17 protein-coding genes and 1 other RNA gene are annotated in these 23919 nt (G+C 68.7%); 8 read left to right on the top strand and 10 right to left on the bottom strand.

The window, feature by feature from the left end:
• Nucleotides 1-59 precede the first annotated feature (59 nt).
• The 5 genes from ASE31_RS27115 to dnaX form a co-directional block, all read right to left on the bottom strand.
• Nucleotides 60-1112, bottom strand: a complete 1053-nt coding sequence (locus ASE31_RS27115) for an ABC transporter substrate-binding protein (protein ID WP_057206204.1) — start codon at nucleotides 1110-1112, stop codon at nucleotides 60-62.
• Nucleotides 1113-1300: 188 nt separating this feature from the next.
• Nucleotides 1301-1726 (bottom strand): MAPEG family protein, encoded by a 426-nt coding sequence (locus ASE31_RS27110; protein WP_057205690.1) that lies wholly within the window; start codon nucleotides 1724-1726, stop codon nucleotides 1301-1303.
• A gap of 93 nt (nucleotides 1727-1819) precedes the next feature.
• On the bottom strand, nucleotides 1820-2416 hold the full coding sequence (gene recR / locus ASE31_RS27105; RefSeq protein WP_057205687.1) for a recombination mediator RecR: 597 nt from the start codon (nucleotides 2414-2416) through the stop codon (nucleotides 1820-1822).
• Nucleotides 2417-2651: 235 nt separating this feature from the next.
• Nucleotides 2652-2984, bottom strand: a complete 333-nt coding sequence (locus ASE31_RS27100; protein WP_057205685.1) for a YbaB/EbfC family nucleoid-associated protein — start codon at nucleotides 2982-2984, stop codon at nucleotides 2652-2654.
• 77 nt (nucleotides 2985-3061) lie between these two features.
• Nucleotides 3062-5092, bottom strand: a complete 2031-nt coding sequence (dnaX, locus tag ASE31_RS27095) for a DNA polymerase III subunit gamma/tau (RefSeq protein ID WP_057205683.1) — start codon at nucleotides 5090-5092, stop codon at nucleotides 3062-3064.
• Between the two features lie 388 nt (nucleotides 5093-5480).
• Between dnaX and ffs the strand changes: the two genes are divergently transcribed.
• An RNA gene (gene ffs, locus ASE31_RS31295) (signal recognition particle sRNA small type) lies at nucleotides 5481-5577 on the top strand.
• 416 nt (nucleotides 5578-5993) lie between these two features.
• Nucleotides 5994-6572 (top strand): hypothetical protein, encoded by a 579-nt coding sequence (locus tag ASE31_RS27090; protein WP_235514784.1) that lies wholly within the window; start codon nucleotides 5994-5996, stop codon nucleotides 6570-6572.
• 51 nt (nucleotides 6573-6623) lie between these two features.
• Here ASE31_RS27090 and ASE31_RS27085 read toward each other — a convergent pair whose 3' ends face one another.
• The 3 genes from ASE31_RS27085 to ASE31_RS27075 are packed head-to-tail and all read right to left on the bottom strand — an operon-like array spanning nucleotide 6624 to nucleotide 14111.
• Complete coding sequence (locus ASE31_RS27085) at nucleotides 6624-7988, bottom strand: TIGR03862 family flavoprotein (RefSeq protein WP_057205681.1); 1365 nt, start codon at nucleotides 7986-7988, stop codon at nucleotides 6624-6626.
• Between the two features lie 43 nt (nucleotides 7989-8031).
• Nucleotides 8032-11568: an exodeoxyribonuclease V subunit beta gene (locus ASE31_RS27080; protein ID WP_057205679.1), complete on the bottom strand. Its 3537-nt coding sequence runs from the start codon at nucleotides 11566-11568 to the stop codon at nucleotides 8032-8034.
• A complete protein-coding gene (locus ASE31_RS27075) occupies nucleotides 11565-14111 on the bottom strand; it encodes a PD-(D/E)XK nuclease family protein (protein WP_057205677.1) in 2547 nt (848 codons plus the stop codon). Before ASE31_RS27075 ends, ASE31_RS27080 begins: the two co-directional genes overlap by 4 nt.
• Before the next feature lie 109 nt (nucleotides 14112-14220).
• Between ASE31_RS27075 and trxA the strand changes: the two genes are divergently transcribed.
• Together trxA and rho are read left to right on the top strand one after the other, a co-directional pair.
• A complete protein-coding gene (gene trxA / locus ASE31_RS27070) occupies nucleotides 14221-14553 on the top strand; it encodes a thioredoxin TrxA (RefSeq protein ID WP_057205675.1) in 333 nt (110 codons plus the stop codon).
• Nucleotides 14554-14814: 261 nt separating this feature from the next.
• Nucleotides 14815-16077 (top strand): transcription termination factor Rho, encoded by a 1263-nt coding sequence (gene rho / locus ASE31_RS27065; protein ID WP_007847642.1) that lies wholly within the window; start codon nucleotides 14815-14817, stop codon nucleotides 16075-16077.
• A 181-nt stretch (nucleotides 16078-16258) separates the two neighbouring features.
• Here the strand turns inward: rho and ASE31_RS27060 are convergent, their stop codons facing one another.
• Nucleotides 16259-17647 carry a CoA transferase gene (locus ASE31_RS27060; RefSeq protein ID WP_057205673.1) on the bottom strand — a complete coding sequence of 463 codons (1389 nt, stop codon included), beginning with the start codon at nucleotides 17645-17647 and terminating at the stop codon, nucleotides 16259-16261.
• A gap of 96 nt (nucleotides 17648-17743) precedes the next feature.
• On the opposite strand from ASE31_RS27060, the gene ASE31_RS27055 reads away from it, so the two are divergent.
• The 4 genes from ASE31_RS27055 to ASE31_RS27040 all read left to right on the top strand — a co-directional run bounded on the left by ASE31_RS27055 (nucleotide 17744) and on the right by ASE31_RS27040 (nucleotide 22578).
• Nucleotides 17744-18922 (top strand): citrate synthase family protein, encoded by a 1179-nt coding sequence (locus ASE31_RS27055; protein WP_057205671.1) that lies wholly within the window; start codon nucleotides 17744-17746, stop codon nucleotides 18920-18922.
• Between the two features lie 124 nt (nucleotides 18923-19046).
• Complete coding sequence (locus ASE31_RS27050; protein ID WP_057206201.1) at nucleotides 19047-19331, top strand: type B 50S ribosomal protein L31; 285 nt, start codon at nucleotides 19047-19049, stop codon at nucleotides 19329-19331.
• 173 nt (nucleotides 19332-19504) lie between these two features.
• Complete coding sequence (locus tag ASE31_RS27045; RefSeq protein ID WP_057205669.1) at nucleotides 19505-21214, top strand: hypothetical protein; 1710 nt, start codon at nucleotides 19505-19507, stop codon at nucleotides 21212-21214.
• The gene (locus ASE31_RS27040) at nucleotides 21214-22578 is read left to right on the top strand and encodes an MATE family efflux transporter (RefSeq protein ID WP_057205667.1); all 1365 of its coding nucleotides are present in this window, start codon (nucleotides 21214-21216) and stop codon (nucleotides 22576-22578) included. Before ASE31_RS27045 ends, ASE31_RS27040 begins: the two co-directional genes overlap by 1 nt.
• Here ASE31_RS27040 and phoR read toward each other — a convergent pair.
• Nucleotides 22535-23887: a phosphate regulon sensor histidine kinase PhoR gene (phoR, locus tag ASE31_RS27035; protein ID WP_057205665.1), complete on the bottom strand. Its 1353-nt coding sequence runs from the start codon at nucleotides 23885-23887 to the stop codon at nucleotides 22535-22537. The genes ASE31_RS27040 and phoR overlap by 44 nt on opposite strands.
• Between the last annotated feature and the right edge of the window lie 32 nt (nucleotides 23888-23919).

Genomic DNA, 23919 nt, shown 5'->3' with positions numbered 1-23919 from the left:
CAGTGCTGTAGCACGGCAAGGCGGACCAACGAAGTTAGACGGTTGAAGGCAAATCCGTATCAGACGTTGTACTTCTGCCGCGCCTTGCGCACCCACTCGTTGCTGAAGGTGCGGGCCAGGTCGACCTTCACGTCGGCCACCTCGGGGCCGGTGCGGCCCAGCACGCGCAGCGCGGTGGCGGGCCCGTCGTCGGGCATCAGGCCGTTGGGCGAGAAGGTCTCGCGCACACGGCTGAAGGCGGCCAGGTACAGGCCGCGGTCGCCCAGCAGGTAACTGGGCGGCACCACCTTGATCAGGTCGGCCGGCGCGGCCGTCTGCAGCCACTTGAGTGCGTGCACGATGCCATTGGTCAGCGCCTGCACCTGTGCGGGCTGCTTTTGCACGAAGGCCTGCGGGGCATACAGGCAACCGGCCGGCATGTTGCCGCCGAACAGCTCCTGAGCGCCCTTCAGGGTGCGCATGTCGCCCACGATGTGCACGTCCATCTTCTGCTCCAGCAGCGTCATGATGGGATCGGCATGGCACAGCGCCTGCACCTGGCCCGTGCGCAGCGCCGCCACGGCCGGGGCGCCCGAGCCCACGCCCACGAAGCTCACGTCGCGCTCGCGCATGCCGGCGCGTGCCAGCAGGTGGATGGCCATGAGGTGCGTGGACGACCCCAGGGCCGAGACACCGATGCGCCGGCCCGCGAGGTCGGCGAGTGCCTCGTAGCGCGGCAAGGCCTTGCGCGAAACGCCCATGGCGATCTGCGGCGCGCGGCCATGCACCGCCATGGCGCGCAGGTAGCTGCCACGCACCTGCTGGCGGATGGTGTATTCGTAAGCCCCCGAGCCCACGTCGGCCGCCCCTTGCAAGACGGCCTGCAGTGCCATGGCGCCACCGGCAAAGTCGGAGACCACCACCTGCAGCCCTTCGCTCTCAAAATAGCCCAGCAGGTCGGCCAGCGCCAGCGGCAGGTGGTAAAGCACGCTTTGCCCCCCGACAGCCACCGTGACGCGACCCAGCCCCGGCGCGGCTGCCTGTTGCGACAGCACGGCAGGCGCAAACACCGCAGCCGCCGAGAGGGCGGATACGGCACCAAATGCGCGGCGGCTGAGCAAGGGACTGGGCATGGAAAAAAGAAAGGCGAAGAGGCCATTGTTGCACTGCAACAATCGTGCCTCAGCATAGCCCGGCAGGCATCAGGGACTACCCCTGAGGACTAATACGTAGGTGACAGTGGCGTGGGCCCCGCGAGGGGCCAAAATGCGGGGCCGCGAGAGCCCTGCCGCAGGCGGAAAACGCCCGCCAGCCCTGGCGATCAGCGGTATCCCATGAACAGGATGCCGATGTTGACGAGCAAGGCACCCGACCACAGCGCACTGCGCACGGTGGGCATGTCCGCCACATACATCATGATGTAAAAAATGCGCAGAAACACCCACAGCAGGGCTGCCAGGTCCAGCAGTGTCTGGCCTGCGCCGAGCTGGTGCGCAATGATCACCGCGCCAATGAAGAACGGCAGCGCCTCGAAGCTGTTGGTCTGCGCCGCATTGGCGCGTGCCTGCCAGCCCGTCTGCCGGGCCAGCCAGGCCCGTGGGTCGCTGTTGTCGAAACCGCCCTGCCCGCGCGATTTCCCCAGCCCCCCGCTCTTGGCCAGGTAGGAGCACACCATGGGCAGCAGCGCAGCCACCAGCACACACCAGTAGGCCGCCGTGAAACGGGCCATGTGCATGGAGGAGTTCATTCTTGTTGCACTTTCTTCTTGCTATTGCCTGCCAGCCTTGCCTGGAAAGCCATTGAATCGATAGGAGGGGGCAGATTCTAAGCGGCCCTGCCCTCAGCGCCGGTCCACGAGCGCATGGGCAATGGTGCCCAGGTCCACGTATTCCAGCTCGCTGCCCACCGGCACGCCGCGTGCCAGCCGCGTGACGTGCACGCCCCGGGCCTTGAGCGCCTCGCTGATCACATGCGCGGTCGCCTCGCCCTCGGCATTGAAATTGGTCGCCAGGATCACCTCCTGCACCGTGCCGTCGCTGGCGCGGTCCATGAGCTTGTGCAGGCCGATCTCCTTGGGGCCGATGCCATCGAGCGGACTGAGCCGCCCCATCAGCACGAAGTACAGCCCCTTGAAGGCCCCCGTGCGCTCCAGCGCCGACTGGTCCGCCGGCGTCTCCACCACGCACAGCCGCGTGGCATCGCGCTCCGGGTCCAGGCAGGTGCTGCACACATCGGCCTCGGTGAAGGTATGGCAGCGGCTGCAGTGGTGAACCGACACAGCCGCATCGTGCAGCGCCCGTGACAAGGCCTCGGCCCCCTCCCGGTCATGCTGCAGCAGATGAAACGCCATGCGCGAAGCCGACTTCACCCCCACCCCCGGCAACCGCTTGAGCGCCTGGATCAAAACGTCAAGGGAATTGGTAGAAGAAGAAGCCATAGGGCCAGTTTACGCAGCGAAAAGCCGGTTTAAGAAAGTGTTTGTCTATGCCACCAAGCGCAAGCGAGCGAAGCAAGCAACGCGCCGCCCCAGGGCTTCACACCCCGCCCTCCAGGGCGTAGCGAGCGGGATAAGCTGCTAGGCGGACGGAGCACAGGAACCGGAACGTACTTGAAGTACGTGAGGATTCCGAGCACCGCCCAACGACGCAGATTGCCCGCTCGGTAGCCAACCCTCAGAAAGGGAGTTTCATGCCGCCGGGGAGTCCTGGCATTCCTGCCGTGAGCTTGCCCATCTTCTCATTGGAAGTCTCTTCCGCCTTGCGCACGGCCGCATTGAACGCAGCCGCCACCAGGTCTTCGAGCATGTCCTTGTCTTCGGCCAGCAGGCTCGGATCGATGGTGATGCGCTTGACGTCGTGCTTGCAGGTCATGAGCACCTTGACGAGGCCGGCGCCGGATTCGCCTTCCACCTCGATGAAGGCCAGTTCGTCCTGGGCCTTCTTCAGGTTGTCCTGCATGGCCTGGGCTTGCTTCATCAGGCCGGCGAGTTGTCCTTTGTTGAACATGGTGGTGGTCCTTGGGTTGGAGGTTGGAGGTTGTCTGTCTGTCTATCGATCTATCGGTATCGGTTGCCGCAAACGCCTCACGCAGGCTTGATGCTGCCGGGCACGATTTTCGCGCCATGGTCGCGCAGCAGCGTCTGCACATAGGGGTCGTTCATCACGATCTCTTCGGCCACGCGCTGGCGCTCGGCAGCGGCAGCGGCGTTGCGGCGTGCGGGGCTGTCGATCACCACGCCCACCTCGACGGTGATCTGGGTGGCATGGCCGGCATTTTCCAGTGCGGTGCGCAGGCGCTCGCGTGCCGTGGGCTGGTTGAGCGACTCGCGCTCCACGCGCAGCAACCAATGGCCGCCGTCGCGCGCCACCAGCTGCGACTGCAGCGCCAGTTCGCGCACCAGCGCGGTGATCACTTCGGCGGCCACCAGGGACTGCACGGTGGCGTACCAGACCTCGCCCTCTTCGGTCGGCGTATAGCGGGCCGAGGCAGGCAGCGATGCCGCCGAAGGCGAATGCGCCGTGGGCTGCAGGCGCACGCCGGGCTCGGCGGACATGCTGCGCACGGGGATGGACATCACCTCGGCCGCCGGGCGCTCGGCCACGGCCGTGGCGGATGCGCCAGACGAAGGTAACGATGATGGTGATGATGATGGTGGCCGGGCGGGCTCGCCGCCATCGTGCTCGTCACCAGGCCCACCATGTTGCCGGTCGAAATCGTCGAGCGTGCGCACCGGCAAGGCGGTGGTGGCCTGGGGCGCTGCGGCCACAGGTGCTGGAGCAGGGGCCTCCGGTACAGCGACGACCTTGGCGGCCGGCGCCTGCGTAACCACCGGCGCGGCTGCGGGTACCACGGCCGGCGCAACTGCAACAACCGCGGGTGGCCGCACGGCAGCCACGACCGGAGCCGGAGCCGCCGGCAAAGGTGCAGCAACCGGGGTGTGAACGGGGGCCGAAGCCGCCGGTTCAGGCCGCGTCAGAGTTTTTTTTTCTGCCGGGCCGTCGCCGGCCGGGGGTTTGAAGGCCAACAGGCGCAGCAGCACCATGGTCAGGGCTGCGTATTCGTCGGGCGCCAGGCCCAGCTCGCTGCGGCCGTGCAGGCACATGCTGTACAGCAGTTGCGTCTCATCAGGCGGCATGGCAGCCGACAGGCGCGCGGTCTCGGCAGCCTCGGGGTCGTCGGCATCGACGGCGCCCACCATCTGCGGCACGGCCTGGAACACGGCCATGCGCTGCAGCACGGCACTCATCTCTTCGAGCGTGGAGGCGGCAGACAGGCCGTTCAGGCGCAGCACATCGGCGGTTTCCACCACCGTCTTGCCGTCGCCCAAAGCCAGGGCGTCGATGAGGCGGAACACGTAGGAGCGGTCCACCGCGCCCAGCATCTGGCGCACGCCGGCTTCCTGCAACTGGCCGCTGCCGAAGGCAATCGCCTGGTCGGTGAGCGAAAGCGCGTCGCGCATGGAGCCGCGCGCGGCGCGCGAGAGCAGGCGCAGCGCCTGGGGCTCGGCGGGCACGTTCTCGGCCGCGAGCACCTGTGTGAGGTGGCTGAGCACCGTCTCGGGCGCCATGGGGCGCAGGTTGAACTGCAGGCAGCGGCTGAGCACGGTGACCGGCACCTTCTGCGGGTCGGTCGTGGCGAGCACGAACTTCAGGTACTCGGGCGGCTCCTCCAGCGTCTTGAGCATCGCATTGAAGGCGGTGTTGGTGAGCATGTGCACTTCGTCGATCATGAAGACCTTGAAGCGCCCCTGCACCGGCTTGTACACGGCCTGCTCGAGCAGGCTCTGCACCTCGTCCACGCCGCGGTTGGAGGCAGCGTCGAGTTCGGTGTAGTCCACGAACCGGCCGCTGTCGATGTCGGTGCAGGCCTGGCACACGCCGCAGGGCGTGGCGGTGATGCCGCCCGTACCGTCCGGCCCCTGGCAGTTGAGCGACTTGGCCAGGATGCGCGACACCGTGGTCTTGCCCACCCCCCGCGTGCCCGTGAACAGGTAGGCATGGTGCAGGCGCTGCTGGGTGAGCGCATTGGTGAGCGCCTGTACCACGTGCTCCTGCCCCACCATTTCGGTGAAATTGCGGGGGCGGTACTTGCGGGCGAGCACGAGATAGGACATGGCTTGATTCTAAGGGGGTCTGCGGATGCCCCTGCACAGCGCTCGCCACCACCGGAGACGGCTTTCACCCCCCCAAAAGGCGCCGCTGGCAACCCGGGGAAAACGGATCTGGGGAGGCCCTGCTGTCGATGGTGCTGCAGAGCAAGGGGGCGACTGTTCGCGATGCCCTGGGTGCCGGTGTGTCCGGGGTAGGCCGGGCAATGTCCATGGCCTTGCAGGGATTGCCATCTGTGCCATGCATCGGCGTCACCATCTGGGGGCTGGTGGGGCCCCAACCTTCATTGCTTGGCAGCGCCGTGTGGCACGAGCATCCAAATAACCCGTCGCGGCAAGGACAAACTGGCCATCGAAGCCGGCCACCTGCCGCGCACCCGCTACAATAGCCAGTGACGGGCCTCCCCGCATGGTAAAGCGGCCAAACGGGTCAGGTGGGGAACCAAGCAGCCCTAACTGTGGAGTCAGTGCCGGGGGTAAGGCTCGTCAACTTCTTTCTTCTTTTTTGCGCCCTGCGCAAAAATGCCTTTTTGGTCGCGCACGCATTGGCGCGCGACGCGCCACAACCGATTGCCATCCCTCCTGAGGTTCCGCCCAAGGTTCTTTTGAACAGGCGCGCAGACCTTGTCGGTGATGTCCGACACAGTTTCGCGGCATTCGGAGCTTCCCCTCGCCGATGGAGAGGCGCACACTTTGCAGCATCGCCTAGTCCATCTTTTTTCTATCGGGTGCTGCCATGTCTACCGCCATGACCGTGCAAGTATTCACCGCCCGCAGCCAAGCAACCGGGCATCCCGATGGCTACGCCATTGCAATGGCAACAGGGCATGCGGCCCACCGCAGAAGCAGGGATCTTTGCACCGCAGGGCTGTTTTGGCTCACCACCGGAGTGGCCACGGCGGCGGGTGTGAACTTCGCCGACGAAGCCATGGCCAGCCTGCGCGAAAAGACCACCAGGGCATCCTCGTTCTATGAGATCAACAGCGTGGTGCTGCCGGACTTTGGCGACTATTCCGCACGCATCAATGCGCTACCCGGCAGCCCGGGATACCAGTTCAACAGCACCCAGTCCATTGACCTCACCGGCTGGCTCATCACACGCGAGTCTTACGGCAAGTTCGGGCTGTCATTGGGCATGAGCGCGCCAACGGCCAGTGCCGTGCCGCTGGCATCGGATGCACCCAGCCCTGCAAGCGTGGACTTCGGCGTGCGCTGGCGTTCGCAGCGTGAGAGCGGGCCACAGTTCGACGTATCGGCCTGGGCACGGACTTCGCAGCTGGCGCCTTCATCCGACGCATTGACCATGATCCGGGACGCACAGCAACCCCTGTATGGCACGCGCCTCGAAATGCAATGGGAATCGTCAAAGACCCGGGGTCTCGTGCCCGAATTCGGCGCGGTCGGCGTGCAATTGCAGGGCGGATCGCGCCTGCTGCTGCGCGCCAGGAAGGGCGGGCCGATGCTGTATTACCGGTCCAGATTCTGAGAACCCGCATCTTTGCAGTGGCGCCGGGCCCTGTGCTCCCTGGCAAGCCCTTCAAGCGCCAGCGCGCAGGAACTTCAGCACGCCCTGCCCCGCAAGTCTGCCGCTGGCCATGCTGGCCGTAAGCAGGTAGCCCCCCGTCGGGGCCTCCCAGTCCAGCATTTCGCCGGCGCAGAACACACCCGGCGCGCGGGTGGCCATGAGGTCGCCGTCGAGTGCCTCGAAAGCGACGCCACCGGCGGTGCTGATGGCTTCGTCCAGCGGCCGGGTGGCCACCACCGTCACGGGCAGCGCCTTGATGGCATGGGCCAGTGCCACAGGATCGGCCATGCCATCCTTGCCCAGGTGCTCGTAGAGGATGCCGGCCTTGATGCCATCGAGCCCCAGGCGACTTTTGAGGTGGCTGGACAGCGAGCGTGAGCCACGCGGGTGGCGCACCTCCACCAGCACGCGCTCGGGCGTGTGGTCGGGCAGCAGGTCGAGGTGGAAGGTGGCGTGGCCATGGGCCTCGATCTCGTCGCGCAGCAGCTGCGAGACAGCGTAGACCAAGCTACCCTCCACGCCCGTGGCCGTGGCCACGAATTCGCCGCGGCGGCTGAAGCTACGCCCTTCGCTGTCGGTGAAGCTGATGGCCACCGTCTTGAACGGCTGGCCGCCGAAGCGCTCGGTGAAGTGCGGGGTCCAGCCTACGGCGGGGGTGGGCGCGCGGCCGATCAGCTCGCGAAAGAAATCACGCCGCGTCTCGCCAGCGGGCACATCGCCACGCACCACGTCGAAACCGCAGTTGGCCGGGCGCAGCGGTGCCACGGCCACGCCGCGTGCAGCCAGCAGCGGCACCCAGGCGCCATCGGACCCCAGGCGTGCCCAACTGCCACCGCCCAGGGCCAGCACGGTGGTGCGCGCGGTCACGGCCAGCTCCCCAGCGGGCGTGGCAAAGCGCAGTGCACCGCCCTGCCCCTCATTGGCCCAACCCAGCCAGCGGTGGCGCATATGGAACTGCACGCCCTGGCTGCGCAGGCGCTGCAGCCAGGCGCGCAGCAGCGGCGCGGCCTTCATGTCGGCCGGGAAGACCCTACCCGAGGTGCCGACGAAGGTTTCCACACCCAGTCCCTGCGCCCAGTCGCGCACCGCCGGCCCGCCGAAGGCGGTGATCAGCGGCTCGACCTGCTTCTCGCGGCCCACGAAGCGGGTGGCAAAGCTCTCGTGCGGCTCGGAGTGCGTGAGGTTGAGCCCACCCTTGCCCGCCAGCAGGAACTTGCGGCCCACCGAGGGCATGGCATCGAACAGGTGCACGGCCACACCGGCCTGCGCGAGCACCTCGGCCGCCATGAGGCCCGCCGGGCCGCCGCCGACGATGGCGACGTCACAGGCCAGGCCAGGGGTGGCAGCGTCCTGCGCGATGGGGGTGCTTGCATTCATGGTGAGGGGCTTTCGGAAATCGGGAGAACAACAACAGCGGGGATCAGAACAGCGAGCCCTGCGGGGAATCGTCCGTGCCGGGCGGTGCCTGGCGCGGCTTGCGGGACGAAGAAGAAGGAGAAGAAGCGGGGGTTGCCGCGGCCATGGCCACAGGCACAGCGGGGGCGAGAGTATGCCCCACCACGGCGACGGCCCCATCCACTGCGCTGGAATCCGCAGCCAGCACCACCATGCGCCCGTCCCCGGTCAGGAAGGCCGCGTGCACGGCCTCGCCCGGCATCAGGGCGTGCACGGCCTCGCGGTAGCGCTGCAGTTGCGCCATCAGGCCGGGCTGGCGCTCGGGCTGGGCGGCGCTCTTGTAATCCAGCACCCACCAGCCCGGCGCAGGGCCTGGGCCTTGGCGCCCCACCGGCCGGCGCACCAGCCGGTCGAGCCGCAGGCTCTGGCCCTGGTGGTTCAGGGGTGCCTCGTTCATGGCGCTGTCCATCTCGGCAGGGTCCCAGGCCCAGGCGCCCTCGCCCGCCAGGATGCGCTGGGCCAGTTGCGCGGCGCGCGCGGCGGCGGCAGCGGTGATCTCGTGGTCCTGCGCCAGGCGGGCCAGGCGCGCCGGCGGCCAGCCGTGGGCGCGCAGAGCGGCCAGCGACATGCCCGCCACGCCGGCCTGCTCGAGCAACTGGTGCATGGCATCGCCGAGGCGGGATTCGGGGGTGGACTGCGCAGGCGCCAAGGCGCCGGGGCTGGCGGCGCCTTGGGCCGCGCCGAACCCTTCGACCAGGCCCGCACCCGACTCACCCTTGCGGCCCTGCCCCAGTTCGGGCGGCAGCACGGGCAACTCAGGCACCACAAAGTGGGCAGCCGCTTCGCCGCCGGCCGCCACTGCCGGGGCATCGACCCCTTCCTCCTCTGGCAAGACCGCATCGTCCACCAGCATGGCCAGCCGGTTCCACCAGCTGCCAGGAGATGAGCTGGCGGGCTGCACCGACGACAGGGCCAGGCAGTGCTTGGCCCGCGTCATGGCCACGTAGAGCATGTTGAGTTCTTCACGCTGGCGCGCCTGCTGCTCCACGGCGAGGGCATCGACCGCGCTGGGCGGCGGGCTCGATTCGCTGGCCAGGAAGACAAAGCCCGTGGGCACCGGCTGCTCGCCAGGCCAGTCCACCAGCACGCCCATGGTCTCGGCCTTCTGGGGGCGGGTGTCGGTGTCGAGCAGCAGCACGCACTGCGCCTCCAGCCCCTTGGCGCCGTGCACCGTGAGCAGGCGGATGGCCTGCGCATCCACCCGGCCGGGCGCACGCACGCCGCCCTTCTTCATGGCGCGCACGAAGGCATAGGGCGTGAGGTAGCGCCCGCCATCGTGCTGCAGCGCGGCGGCCAGCAGCGCGCGCAGGTTGGCCTGCACCGCTGCGCGCTGGGTGGCCGGGGCCGCCGCCGCAAAGCGGGCCAGCACGTCGCCATGGGCATAGATGGCGTGCAGCGCATCGTGCGGGGGCAAGGTGTCGACCCAGGCCTTGTACTGCGCGAGCACGGGGCCGGCAGCAGCGCAGGGCGTGGCGTCCACCAGTTCAGGCCGCTGCAGCAGTTCGAACCAGCTCAGGCCGGAATGCTCGGGCTGGCGGCGCAGCAGGGCCAGGGCCACCAGCGCATCGTCACCCAACCCGAACAGCGGCGACCTGAGCGCGCGCGCCAGCGACAGGTCGTGCCCGGTGGAGACCAGGGCATCGAGCAGGGCCACCATGTCCTGCACCTCGGGCGCGTCGAACAGGTCGGCCTTCTCGGGCTGCACGCAGGGCAGGTGCAGGGCACGCAGCGCGTCCTGCATGGAGGCGAGGCGATCACGCTTGCGCGCCAGCACCAGCACCTCCTTGGGCGGCACACCGCCCGCGATCTGCGCCGCCACCCAGCGCGCGGCCTGCTCGCATTCGCGCATGCGCTGGGTTTCCTCGGCCTCGTGGCGCGGCTCGGTCAGGCTGTCGCGCCAGGCCAGCAGACCGCCGCCCGCAGGGCCACTGGCTTCCAGAGGCTCGATGGCCGGCAGGCGCAGCAGTTCGCCAGGGTCGGTCGATTCGGTCGTGTGGTTGCGAAAACCACTGGTCTCGCCCTGCGCCTGCGCCGTGCCCAGGGCATCGTTCACGGCGGCGATCACACCCGTGGCATTGCGGCGTGTGTGGTCGCAGCTGAGCAGGTCGCCCGAGAGGCCGTTGCGCACGAAGGCCTGCGCCGCCAGGAACACCTGCGGCTCGGCCCGGCGAAAGCGGTAGATGCTTTGCTTGGGGTCGCCCACGATGAACACGCTGGGCGCGGCGGAACCGCCGCCCGAGCCCGCGTAGCCCGAGAGCCAGGCGTGCAGCGCCTGCCACTGCAGCGGGTTGGTGTCCTGGAACTCATCGACCAGCAGGTGGCGGATGCGTGCATCGAGCCGCTCCTGCACCCAGCCGCTGAGCACCGGGTCGGCCAGCATCACCAGGGCCGTGCGCTCCACGTCGTTCATGTCCACCCAGCCGTGCTGGTTCTTGACGGCCGCGAACTCTTTGATCAGGCAACGCGCCAGCCGCGCCATGCGCTGCTGGTGCAGCCAGGCGTCATGCTGGCGGCGCGCCAGCAGCAGGCGCTGCAGCTCGGGCTCGGCCTCCTGCGCGGCGGCGAATTTCTCCAGGTTTTTCGACAGCCGGTCTTCCTTGGCCACGAACAGGGCCTTGCGCAACAGGTCCAGGCGCAGGTCGAGGTCGTCGCAGGCGAAGGCATCGACGATGGAATCGGCTGCCTTCTGCGGGGTCTTGGCAGACTCCACCCCCAGGGCCTGGGCCCGGTCGAGCCAGCGGCGGCGCACGAGGTCGCCGCGCAGCGCATCGGCAGGGTTGTCCATGCCGGCCAGCTCGGGGCAGTGCTCCGCGAACGGGGGCACCGAGGCATCGACCACCCCGGCCTCGTCGGCCAGATCGAATTCCACGCGCTTGGACAAGGCTGCCGCGAGCGCCTTGTGCGTCTGCGAACGCCCGTGGCGGAACACCGCCGCCTCGTAGTCGGCGCGCAGGCCGGCGTGGCTGTCCACCGCGTGCAAAAAGGGCTGCCACACCTCGCGCACGGCCTCGGCATCGTCCTCCAGCAGCTCGAAATTGGCGGGCAGGCCCTGCGCCTGCAGCAGCGCCAGCGGCGCCGTGCCCAACAGCGCGGCAAACCAGCTGTGGAAGGTACGGATCTGCACCGGCCGGCCGCTGGCCAGGACCTGCCGGTACAGCCCGCTCAGCGCCTCGCGCTGCTCCAGGGCCCGCTCGGGGCGGATGCCGCGGGCCACCAGTTCACCCGTGAGCTGGTCCAGAGGCGCATCGGCAAACTGCTCCAGCCATTCCTGCAGGCGCTGGCGCATTTCGCCTGCGGCCTTCTTGGTGAAGGTGATGGCCAGGATCTCGTGCGGCGCAGCGCCGTCGAGCAGCGCGCGCAGCATGCGCGAGACCAGCATCCAGGTCTTGCCCGCACCGGCACAGGCCTCGACCGCCACGCTGCGCGCTGGGTCGCAGGCAATGGCATAGAAGGCCTCGCGCGAAACGCCCTGGCCGTTGTGTTCGTACGCAGCGTTCGTCATGCCCAGAAATCCTTGCGGCACAGGCCGCGCGCCGCGCAGTATTCGCACACCATGCCCTCGCCCAGTGCGGGCATGGGGTCGCCCGCGGCGATGCGTTCGAAGTCGTGCTGTATGCCCTCCACCAGCAGGTCGCGCAGGGCCACCACCTCCTCCTGCTCGTGCATCTGCGTCTCGCCGCGCTCGCCCACGTTCACATAGGCGGCGCGCAGGGTGTCGTGGCTCAGCAGCGCAGCGTAGAAGGCCAGCTGTGTATCTTCAGCCCCGGCACCGATGCGCTGGCGCGTGACGGAGTCGCTCTCGGTCTTGTAGTCGATCACCAGGGTGGTCACCTCGCCGGCGCCCGACACCCCATCGATGCGGTCGATGGTGCCCACGAGCTCCATGCCCCCCAAGGGCTGCGTGGTCCTGAGCTCGGCCTGGCGAAAGCTGGCACCCAGGTGCTCGTGCTGTGCCAGCCAGCGCAGGTAGCCATCGCGCACCTGCGGCCAACCCGCGGCAAAGGGCAGAAAGTCGCCACCGGTGAGGCCCTGGCGCGCCGTGACGGCCTGGGCCGATGCGTCGAGCCGGTGCGTGCGCCCAGGGCCCGCATCGAGCGGTGCCTGCAACAGGCCTTCGTGAAAATGCTGCAGCACCTCGTGCAGCCAGTTGCCGAAATCGCGCTTGTCCACCTCGCTGCCCAGTTCCTCCGCATCCTGCAGGCCCAACTGGCGCAGCGCGAAGAAGCGGTAGGGGCAATGGCGCAGGTCCGAATACGCGGTGGACGACAGCTTGTGCACCGGCAACGCCTGGCCGCTGGGCAATGGCCGGGCCGTGGGCGCACTGGCCACGCTGCGCGCGAGGCGCAGGTCCTCGCCCGCGTGCGCTGCGCCGTCGAGGTGCAGCGCCAGCACCAGGGTGCTGGCCAGCAGCGGCTCGCCGCCCTCGTCGCCGGTGCGCCACAGCACGTCCACCAAGGGGGTCTGCAGTGCGCTGCGCCAGGCCAGGCGTTGCGCGGCTTCCAGCGAATCGCGGGTGGGCAGGCCCCAGGCCTCGCGCTGGGCCTGCGTCCATTCGCCCGGCGGCTCCGGGGCGGGCTGCAGGCGCTTTTCATCGCAGCCCGGCAACACCAGCGCAGCAAAAGGCCGGGCCAGCAGCTGCGGCAGTGGCAGGATCACGACCGGCGCGCCGGGCGGCGGTGGCGGCACGAAGCGCGCGGCCTCCAGCACCTCGTCGGCCCAGCGGGTGAACTCGGCCAGCGCCATGCGCCGGCCCACGCCGTCCCAGGCTTCGAGTTCGGCCTGCAGGCCCTCGGGCAGGCGCAACACAGCGAGCACGCGCTCGCCCGCCTCATCGGCCTCAAGCACGGCCCACTGGCCCGTGGCTTCGAGCAGGCCGCGCAGGGCGGCAAGCCACTGCACCAGTGGGCGCGCCGCACGCAGGCCGGCGCGCCAGGCCTCGGTCTGCGCCACGGTCGCGGCCAGTGCCGGGTGGGTGCTCCAGTCGCGCTCGGCCACCGCACCCCAGCGCGCCAGCGATGCTTTGCGCAGTGCTTTCTCCAGCGGGTTGAGCGTGCCTGCCTCCCACGCCGGCACCTGCTTGAGCCAGGCAAGCACGGTGTCGGCATCGGCATCCCAGGCGCAGGCTTTCAAGGCGGCCATGAGCTGCGCGGCCGCGCGCGTGGTCGACAGCGTCCAGCCGCTTTCGTCGCGCACGTCCACGCCGCTGCTGCCCAGGTGGGCGCGCACGCGGCGGGTCAGCGCTCGGTCGGTGGCGGCCAGCACCACGGGCACGCGGCCTGCGGCCAGGTGGGCCAGCACGCAGGCGGCGGCGCGCTGCGCTTCGTCCTCGGCATCCGTTGCGGCATGCAGGGCGATCTGCCCTTGCACCGCGCCATCCCCTTCGGGCGCATACAGGGGCAGCAGCAGCGCTCGCTCGCCCCAGTGGGCCAGCAGCGCGGCCGCCATGGGCTCGGCCTGGAAGCCTTCGAACACCACCAGCGCATCGGTGGCGGCCCGCACGCCGGGCTCGAACAGCACATCGGTCGCGTAACGCGAGGCCAGCGCCCATTCCAGCGCAATGCGCGCCACCACGGCCTCGAAGCGCAGCGCGCTGCCTTCGTCCGCCGGCGGCAGCAGGCTGCGCGCCTGCACTCCCCAGGCATCGCGCTGTGCGGGCGGTACGGCCGCCACAGCCAGGGCCAGTTGCGCGGCGGCCTCCTGCAGCGGCGTGGCCAGCACGTCGCGCTGGGCCGACAGGCCGGCCTGGTCCAGCAATGTGCGCGCGGTGAGCGTGTCGCGCGCCACGTCGCCCGCCAGGTCCTGCCCCTCTGGCACGAAAACCGCGAGCTGGTGCGCCCAGTTGCGCGTGGTCTCGAAGCGCGGCACGAAGCTGTCCGGGTGCCGGCGCGCCCACAGGCGCTGGCCCCAGGGCATGAGCTGCGCATAGGGCACCAGCACCACGGTGCGGGCCGGGTGCGCGCCGTGCCCGGCGAGGTGCCGGGCGACCTCGCCCAGCACCCGCGCCCAGCAAGGGGCTGCATGATCGGTTTTAGCTATGACAGTCATAGCATCGGAGGGCCCGGCCACACCGGTGAACGTGGGATTGGTTTCTGTCACAATGACCCAACTTTATACGTACCCCGGTCCCAACCCGCCCAGCTACAAGGAATACGCCATGGCCAGCGAACTCATCAAGCACCTCACCGACGCCAGCTTTGAAGCCGACGTACTGCAGTCCACCACCCCCGTGCTGGTGGACTACTGGGCCGAATGGTGCGGCCCCTGCAAGGACATCGCCCCCCACCTCGACGACCTGGCCAAGGCCTATGAAGGCAAGCTGCAGATCGCCAAGCTGAACATCGACGAGAACCGCGAGACGCCTGCCAAGTTCGGCATCCGCGGCATCCCCACGCTGATGTTCTTCAAGGACGGCCAGTTGTCGGCCACCAAGATCGGCTCCATGCGCAAGGAGCAGTTGACGGCCTTCGTCGACCAGCAATTGGCATAACGCCACTGCTGGTGGTGGCACTCCGGGCCGGGGTGCCACCGCCTTGCATTTCACCGCCGCTTGCATCTCTTCACATGCCCGAGGGCAGCGGCCTGGCCTTCCCGGATTTTTTCCTGTCATAATTCCAGCAGATCACCGGCTTGCACGCATTGGCAACCGGTTCGAGAGATCCCCAGGCACGCCGTGACTGCCATCAGCAGACCACCGGCGAACAGCCCACCTCCCCCGAGACACCTACCTACTCCGCCAAGGAGTCATTCCATGCACTTAAACGAACTCAAGGCACTGCACGTGTCTGAAGTCCTGAAGCAGGCCGAAGAACTCGAAATCGAAAACACGGGCCGGATGCGCAAGCAGGAGCTGATGTTTGCCATCATCAAGAAGCGCGCCAAGGCCGGAGAGCAGGTGTTTGCGGATGGGGTGCTGGAAATCCTGCCCGACGGCTTCGGCTTCCTGCGCAGCCCGGACACGAGCTTCACCGCCAGCACGGACGACATCTACATCTCCCCCAGCCAGGTGCGCCGCTTCAACCTGCACACCGGCGACATGATCGAAGGCGAAGTGCGCACCCCGAAGGACGGTGAGCGCTACTTTGCCCTGACCAAGCTCGACAAGGTCAACGACGGCCCGCCGGAGCAGAACAAGCACAAGGTGATGTTCGAGAACCTGACGCCCCTGTTCCCCAAGGAACAGATGCGCCTGGAACGCGACGTCAAGAGCGAAGAGAACATCACCGGCCGCATCATCGACATCATCGCGCCCATCGGCCGTGGCCAGCGCGCCCTGATCGTGGCCCCGCCCAAGAGCGGCAAGACGGTGATGATGCAGCACATCGCCCACGCCATCACGGCCAACAACCCCGACGTGCACCTGATGGTGCTGCTGGTGGACGAGCGCCCTGAAGAAGTGACCGAAATGCAACGCACGGTCAAGGGCGAGATCATCGCCTCCACTTTCGACGAGCCCGCAGCGCGCCACGTGCACGTGGCCGAGATGGTGATCGAGCGCGCCAAGCGCCTGGTCGAGCTCAAGAAGGACGTGGTCATTCTGCTTGACTCCATCACCCGCCTGGCCCGCGCCTACAACAACGTCGTACCCTCCAGCGGCAAGGTGCTGTCGGGCGGTGTGGACGCGGCCGCGCTGCAGCGCCCCAAGCGCTTCTTCGGCGCCGCCCGCAAGGTCGAGGAAGGCGGCTCGCTGACTATCATCGCCACCGCGCTGGTCGACACCGGCAGCCGCATGGACGAAGTGATCTTTGAAGAATTCAAGGGCACGGGCAACTGCGAAATCCACCTGAACCGCCGCCTGTACGAAAAGCGCGTGTTCCCTGCCATCGAGCTCAACAAGAGCGGCACGCGCCGCGAAGAGCTGCTCCTGGTGCCCGAGATCCTGCAGAAGACCCGCATCCTGCGCCAGTTCATGTACAACATGGACGAGATCGAGTCGATGGAGCTCATGATCAAGAACATGAAGGCCACGAAAACCAACGTCGACTTCTTCGACATGATGCGCCGCGGCGGCTGATACGGATTGACCTTCGACCGGCTAACGTCGTTGGGTCGCCTTGCCGTGCCAAAGCACTGTCTGCGGCTCCCCGCCTAGTTATCCGGCCGAATGCCAACCCGTACAAGGCTGCCTTTTGCCACCACGGATACAACGCCCCGCAGGCCCAAAAGCCTGCGGGGCGTTGTTGCTTGAGGGCCATTTACCAGCGCGCCTGCGCAGAGCCCAGAGCCAGTGCCGGCCAGTCCCAATGCATGACAGCGCCCTGCACTTTCAGTGGTGCGCGCACCCGCCGGGCCGAGCCCCATGAGGTGGGCTCCAGCGCGTCATTCCAATCATCTTGCTGCTCGGGCGCCAGAGGCTCCACGGGGCCCCTCTCGGCGGACACCAACCAGTGCGCCGTGCGCGCCAGGGACAGCCGCGCCGTGCAGCCCGCACCGATGGCCACGCGGCGCACCAGGCCGCGCACGGCAGCCGCCGCCATCAGGTAGCCCGTGGCGTGGTCGATGGCCTGCACGGGCAGCGGCACGGGCAGGTCCTGGCCCGAGAGACGCATGCCCGTCTCGGCGATGCCGGTGCTCATCTGCACCAGGCTGTCGAAGCCGCGCCGGCCCTGCCAGGGGCCGCTCCACCCGTAGGCGGTGAGCGACACGTCCACCAGGCCCGGATTGAGTTCGCGCCGCCTTTGCTCGCCCAGCCCCAGCCGCTCCAGCGCGCCGGGCCGCAGGCCATGCACCAGCACATCGGCCTGGCGCAACAAACCTTCGAACACCAACAAGTCGGAGGCGACCCGCAGGTCCAGCCGCGCACAGCGCTTGCCCAGCACCACCTCGGGCACGGTGACGGGCTCATCCCAACCGGGCGGGTCGATGCGCAGCACATCCGCGCCGAAGCCCGCCAGGAAGCGGGTGGCCGTGGGGCCGGCAAGGATGCGCGTGAGATCGAGCACCCGCACACCGCGCAGGGGCCGCGCGGGATCGATGCGCCAGTCGGGCTTGGCCACCGGGTTTCCAATACTCCAATGCACCAGGGGTTCGGCCTGCACCGCCAGGCCCTGTGGGTGGGCATTCCAGTCCGCCACGCCGCGCATGGAGGCAGCGCAACCGCCCCGCTCCACCACTGCGGCCTCCAGTGCGTCGGCATTCCAGCCCGCCACGGCGCGCGCAACGACCTCTCTGTCGGCCTCCACACCCAGCACGGCCAAGGCCGCATCGCGGTGGTGCGGCGCATTCGTGTGCAGCCGCACCCAGCCATCGGCCGCGCGGTAGTCCCCGGCCACGGCGTCCCATACCGGCGGCAGAGACCAGCCCTGCGGGCGCAGCGACATCCCGAACCAGAAGGAGGCCAGGCGCCGGTCCACCTGTACGGCAGGCCCATCGCTGGCAACCTGTGCGATGAACTCTGCCACGGCCAGCCCCGCCACACCCACCGAGGCGGCGGCCAGGTCCGTGACCGGAAACACCGAGGGCAGATCGCCCCGGCCTGCGACGGACAGGTGGTGCAGCGCTGCTGCCGGGCCATCCAGCGCTGCCCATGCCTCGCAAGCCAGCGCCAAGGCGCCCGTGGGGACTGAAATCGTGTGGGCAGACATAGAAAAACCTCCTTGAAAGAGGCTTCCCAGAATAGGTTGGCACCATTTATTGTCAATATTGATTTATATTTTCAACATCATTTTTTTCAGTACCCCGTGTCCAGCTACCTCACCGCCGCCGAAACCGCCGAACGCCTGGGTGTCTCGCGCGCCACGCTGTACGCGTACGTGAGCCGGGGCATGCTGCATGCCCACCCCGGCCCCACGCCGCGCGAAAGCCGCTATGCGCTGGCCGACGTGGACATGCTGGCGGGCCAGCGCAAGCGCGGGCGCAAGCCGAGGGAGGTGGCCAAGGCCACGCTCAGCTGGGGGCTGCCGGTGCTCGAATCGGCAATCACCTTGATCGAGGACGGCCGGCTGTACCTGCGCGGTGCCAGCATCGAAGGCCTGGCGCAGACCAGCAGCGTGGAGGCCGTGGCCGCCCGGCTCTGGCAGTGCGCGCAATCCGTCTCCTTTGGACCCGTGGCACCGACCTCCCCTGCCGTGTTGGCGCCAGTGCAGGCCCACATGGCCCGCCAGCGGCCCGAAGAATCGCTGCTGCCCCTGTTCACCCTGGCCTCCGAAGACGCCCCCACCGCCCAGTGGCAGGCCACGCCCGAGCGCCTGGCCGACGGCTGCGGTGCCCTGGTGCGCCTGCTGGCCGCCTGCCTGCTGGGCACGGCGCCCAGCGCCGACCCCCTCCACCTGCAATGCGCCAGGGCCTGGCAGCTCGATGGCGAAGGTACCGATCTGGTGCGCATGGCACTGGTGCTGTGCGCCGACCACGAGCTCAATGCCTCCAGCTTCACCGCGCGCTGCGTGGCCTCCACCGGGGCCAGCCTGCGCGCGGCCGTGGTGGGCGGGCTGGCGGCACTGACCGGCGCACGCCACGGCGGAGCCACGGCCCGGGTGGAGGCTCTGTGGGACGAGTTGGGCGATTCTTCGCCCGCCGCAGGCCTGCACCAACGGCTGGCCCGCGGCGAGGCCCTGCCCGGCTTTGGCCACCACCTGTACCCCGAAGGCGACGTGCGCGCGCGGCTGCTGCTGGCGCGCATCCTGCCCCTGCGGCCCACATGGGCGCCCTGGATCAGCGAAGCCCAGGCCCTGGTGGGCCAGCCCCCGTCGCTGGACTTTGCGCTGGTGGCCGTGCGCCGCCACCTGGCCCTGCCGCAGGGCGCCGCCTACGGGCTGTTTGCCCTGGGCCGATCCCTGGGCTGGATCGCGCATGCGCTGGAGCAGCGCAGCAGCGACGGCCTGATACGCCCTCGGGCTGCCTACACGGGCCCACGGCCCTGAGTTTGGAAGTTTTGGCGCTCGGGTTATAATGGAGGGCTTTTTCTGCGGAAAGTACGCTGGATGCTCCACGGCGCAAAGGTTGCTCCGGGTCCAGCACGGCTCCCGCACTTGACAAGGATTGATCATGAAAGAAGGCATTCACCCCAACTACCGCGAAGTTCTGTTCGTGGACCTGTCCAACGGTTTCAAGTTCGTCACCCGCTCGTGCGTGAACACCAAGGAAATGGGCAAGACCGAAGACGGCCGTGAGCTGCCCCTGTTCAAGCTCGACACCTCCAGCGAATCGCACCCCTTCTACACGGGCACGCAAAAGTCCGTGGACAACATGGGCGGCCGCGTGGAACGTTTCCGCAACCGTTTCGGCAAGACCACGTCGACGACCGCTGCGCCTGCTGCTGCCGACAAGTAATCTGCACGCAATGCGCCAAGAGGCAGCCCGGGCAACCGTGCTGCCTTTTTTCTTGGGCGCGCCGTGCCCTGTGACCGGGGTTACCAGATTTACCCTGACCACCACAGCCTGCTGACGGAACCCGGGCGCTTATCCCTTATTCTTGGCGGCTCCCCAAAGCCACTGACCACCGCGTGAACCCACCGACCCCAGCCATCGTTACCCAGAATGCCGTGCGGCCACTGCCGCGCTGGGCCCTGATGCTGCTGTGCATTGCCTACGTGGTCCCCGGCTTCGTCGGGCGCGCGCCCTGGAAGAGCGCCGACATTACCGCCTACGGCTACATGCTGGAGCTGGCGCAAGGGCGCACCGACTGGCTCAACCCGCTGCTGGGCGGCATGGCGCCCGAAACCGAAGGCCTGCTGCCCTACTGGATCGGGGCGCTGGCCATCCAGTGGGCGCCGTCCTGGCTGTCGCCCGAGATGGCAGTTCGCCTTCCGTTTGCCGCCCTGCTGGCGCTCACGCTCATGGCCACCTGGTATGGCGTGTACTACCTGGCGCGCAGCCCGGGTGCCCAGCCCGTGGCCTTTGCCTTCGGCGGCGAGGCCCCCCCGCTCGACTACGCGCGTGCCATTGCCGATGGCGCCCTGCTCGCCCTGATCGCCTGCCTGGGCCTGGCCCAGCTCTCGCACGAGGTGACCAGCTACCTGGTGCAGCTCAGTTGCACCTCCTTCCTGTTCTTCGCCTTTGCTGCGCTGCCCTACCACGCCGGCAAGGCGCTGGGCGCCATGCTGGTGGGCGCCTTCGGCCTCACGCTCGCCGGGGCACCCGCGCTCACGGTGCTGTTGGGTGCCAGCGGCGTGCTGCTGGCCTTGCGTCTGCCAGACAAGGACGAGCGCCAGTGCAAGTCCTGGGCGGTGGCCACGGCGCTGGTCATCGTGGCAGCCGCCGCGCTGGCCTGGCAGCTCGACCTGTGGCGCTGGCGCATCGTGGGCACCGAGGAAGGCGGCAAGGAATGGGCGAGCCTGGCCCGGTTGCTGGTCTGGTTCGGCTGGCCCGCCTGGCCCCTGGCGCTGTGGACACTGTGGCGCTGGCGCAAGCAGATCGCCAGCCGCCAGTGGCACCGCCACCTGCTGCTGCCGCTGTGGTTCACGGCCATCTCCATCGGCGCCACCATCACCACCCAGCCGGCCGACCGTGCGCTGCTGCTGGGCCTGCCCGCACTGGCGGCACTGGCGGCCTTCGCCCTGCCCACGCTCAGCCGCAGCATGGGAGCGCTGATCGACTGGTTCACGCTGCTGTTCTTCAGCGTCTCGGCGCTGGCCATCTGGGTGATCTGGATCGCCATGCAGACCGGCGTGCCCGCCAAGCCGGCCGCCAACGTGGCCAAGCTGGCGCCCGGCTTCGTGCCCGAGTTTTCGCTGCTGGCCCTGGTGGTGGCGCTCGCGGCCTCGGTGGGCTGGTGCGCGCTGGTGTGGTGGCGCGCCTCGCGCAACCGTGCCCCGATCTGGAAGAGCCTGGTGCTGCCCGCCAGCGGCGCCGCGCTGAGTTGGCTGCTGCTCATGAGCCTGTGGCTGCCGCTCCTGGACTTCGCGCGCAGCTACGTGCCGCAGATGCGCGCCATCAACGCCGTCGTGGGCGAGAACCCGGGCTGCGTGCAGACCGTGGGCCTGAGCCGCGCCCAGGTGGCCGCCCTGCAGTACCACGCCGGCTTCACGCTGCGCCCTGCCAGCCTGTCGGTGAGCGGCTGCGAGTGGCTGGTCTCGGACATCGCCTCCTGGCCCGCACCCGCATCCACGGTGGACGGGCTGCAATGGGAACGCGTGGCCACGGTGGTGCGCCCCACCGACAAGACCGATTTCCTGCTCGTGTTCCGGCGCATCGAAACCGAAACCAAAAACTGATGAGCGAGCTGTCGACCATTTCCCGCCACGCCGTGACGGTGCTGGCCGGGCAACTGGCGGTGATGGCCTTCGGCGTGGCCGACACCATCGTCGCGGGCCGCTACAGCGAAGCATCTCTGGCCGCGCTGTCGGTGGGCTCGGCCATCTTCATCAGTGTCTACGTGGCGCTGATCGGGGTGCTCAGCGCCCTGCTGCCGGTATGGGCCGAGCAGCGCGGCGCAGGGCACCAGCGGCAGCTGGGCGCCTCGCTGCGCCAGTCGCTGTACCTGTGTGCCGTGGCCAGCGCCCTGGGCATGGCGGTGCTGCTCTCGCCCGGCGCCGTGCTGCGCTGGACCGAGGTGCCAGATGCGCTGCGCAGCGAGGTCGAAAACTACCTGGCCGTGCTCGCGCTGGCACTGCCGCCAGCCCTGCTGTTTCGCGTCTACAGCACGCTCAACCAGGCCCTCGGGCGCCCGCAGCTGGTCACCTGGCTGCAGGTGGGCTCGCTGTTCATCAAGGTGCCGCTGTCCATCTGGTTCACCTTTGGCGGCGCGGGCCTGCCCGCGCAGGGCGCCGTGGGCTGCGCCTGGGCCACGCTGGTGGTCAACTGCAGCATGCTCGCGCTGGCGGTGTGGCTGCTGCGCACGCAGTCGTTGTATGAGCCGCTGGCCATCTGGAAGCCGCTGGAGCGCCCGCACTGGCCCACCATCGCAGGCTTTGCGCGCCTGGGTGTGCCGGCCGGCCTGGCGGTGATGGTGGAGGTGACCTCGTTCACGCTGATGGCCCTGTTCATAGCGCGCCAGGGCACGATTGCCTCGGCCGCGCACCAGATCGCGTCCAACCTCGCAGCCGTGCTGTACATGGTGCCGCTGTCGCTGTCCATTGCCACCAGTGCGCGCGTGAGCTACTGGCTGGGCGCAGGCGAGCCGCAGCGCGCGCGCCAGGTGGCACTGCTGGGCGTGCGCCTGGCCTGCGCCATCGGCCTGGGCCTGGCGGCGCTGATGTTCCTGGCGCGCAACCACCTGGGTGCGCTGTACTCATCGAACGCACTGGTGGTGGCGGTGACGGGCGGGCTGCTGGCCTGGGTGGCGGCCTACCATGTGGCCGACGCGCTGCAGACCCTGTGCGTGTTCGTGCTGCGCTGCTACCGCATCACGGTGGCACCGCTGGTGGTGTACTGCACGCTGCTGTGGGGCGCCGGCCTGGGCGGCGGCTACCTGCTGGCCTACCAGGGCCTGGGGCCCTGGGGCGCGGTGGCCACACCGGCCACCTTCTGGGCCGCCAGCGCCGCAGCCCTGGTCGTGACGGCCGCCTTGTTCGCGGCCATGCTCTGGCGCGCGATCAGGCTGCCAGCGCCTGCGGCACTGGCGCGCGCAGCCGGCTGACCGGAAAGGTGACGCAGAAGGTCGAGCCCTTGCCCAGGGTGCTCTGGATGTTCAGCGTGGCGCCATGGCGCTGCAGCACATGCTTGACGATGGCCAGGCCCAGGCCCGTGCCACCGGTTTCGCGCGAGCGGCTGCGGTCCACCCGGTAAAAGCGCTCGGTCAGCCGCGGAATGTGCTCGGGCGCGATGCCCGGGCCCGTGTCCTTGACCGAGAACGCGGCCGAGCCATCGTCCTTGCGCACCCAGCTCACCGTGATCGTGCCGCCTGCAGGCGTGTAGCGCACGGCGTTGTTGATGATGTTGGACAGCGCGCTCTGCAGTTCCGCCGGCACACCGGCAATGTCCCCCTGGGCCCGCAGCTCCTGCGCCGATGGAAAGATGAGCGTGTGGTGGCGCTGCTGGGTCTGCGTGAGCAGGGCCGACAGGGCACGGCTTTCCTCCTCGCAGCGCTGCACCAGGCCCTGCACGGGCATCCACTCGGCCATGCCGGGCGGCGGGCTGCCCTCCAGGCGCGACAGCGTGAGCAGGTCCTGCACCACGCTCTGCATGCGTGCAGCCTGCTGGGACATCATGCCCAGATAACGGGCGCGCTCGTCCTGCGCCAGCGGCAGGGTCTGCAGCGTCTCGACGAAGCCCATGAGCACCGTGAGCGGCGTGCGGATCTCGTGCGAGACGTTGGCCACGAAGTCACGGCGCATGGCCTCGGCCTGCTCCAGCGCTGTCACATCGCGCGACAGCAGCAGCGTGCGGCCGTCGCCATAGGGGTGCAGCTGCACCGAGATGCGCACCGGGCGCGACGAGGTGCTGAAGCGCCCTTCCAGCACCACATCGTGCGTGAAATCCTGGGTGGTGTAGTAGGCGGTGAAATCGGGGTCGCGCACCAGATTGCCGATCGACTGCATGACATCGCGCTGCGCGTCGAAGCCGAACTGGCTGGCCGCCATCTGGTTGCACCACTCGATGTGGCCCTGCGCATCCAGCAGCACCACGCCGTTGGGCGTGGCCTGCAGCGCGGCCAGGATCTCCTGCAGGCGGTTCTGGCTGCTCTGCACCTCCTGGGCCTGCAGGCGCAGCAGGCGCCGCGAGCGGTCGGCCGCCTCGCCCCACATGCCGCGCATGACCGGCGCGTTCGACAGGTCGCCCGTGCGCAGCCAGTGCAGCACGCGCGCGCCGCGCAGCAGGTCCCACACGAACCAGGCCCAGGCCGCTATCGCCGCTCCCAGGGCCGCCCCCCAGGGCCCACCCTGCCACCAACCGAGTCCGCCACCGGCGATTTGCCAGAGCAGAAAATACGTGAATCGCCAGAGCATGCGGATTGCAAAGCCTTCTCAGAAAACCGAGG

Source organism: Acidovorax sp. Root217 (genome assembly GCF_001428645.1).
GTDB lineage: Bacteria > Pseudomonadota > Gammaproteobacteria > Burkholderiales > Burkholderiaceae_C > Acidovorax.
Note: the sequence above shows the minus strand (reverse complement) of the source record. Positions and strands in the feature narration are given on the sequence as shown.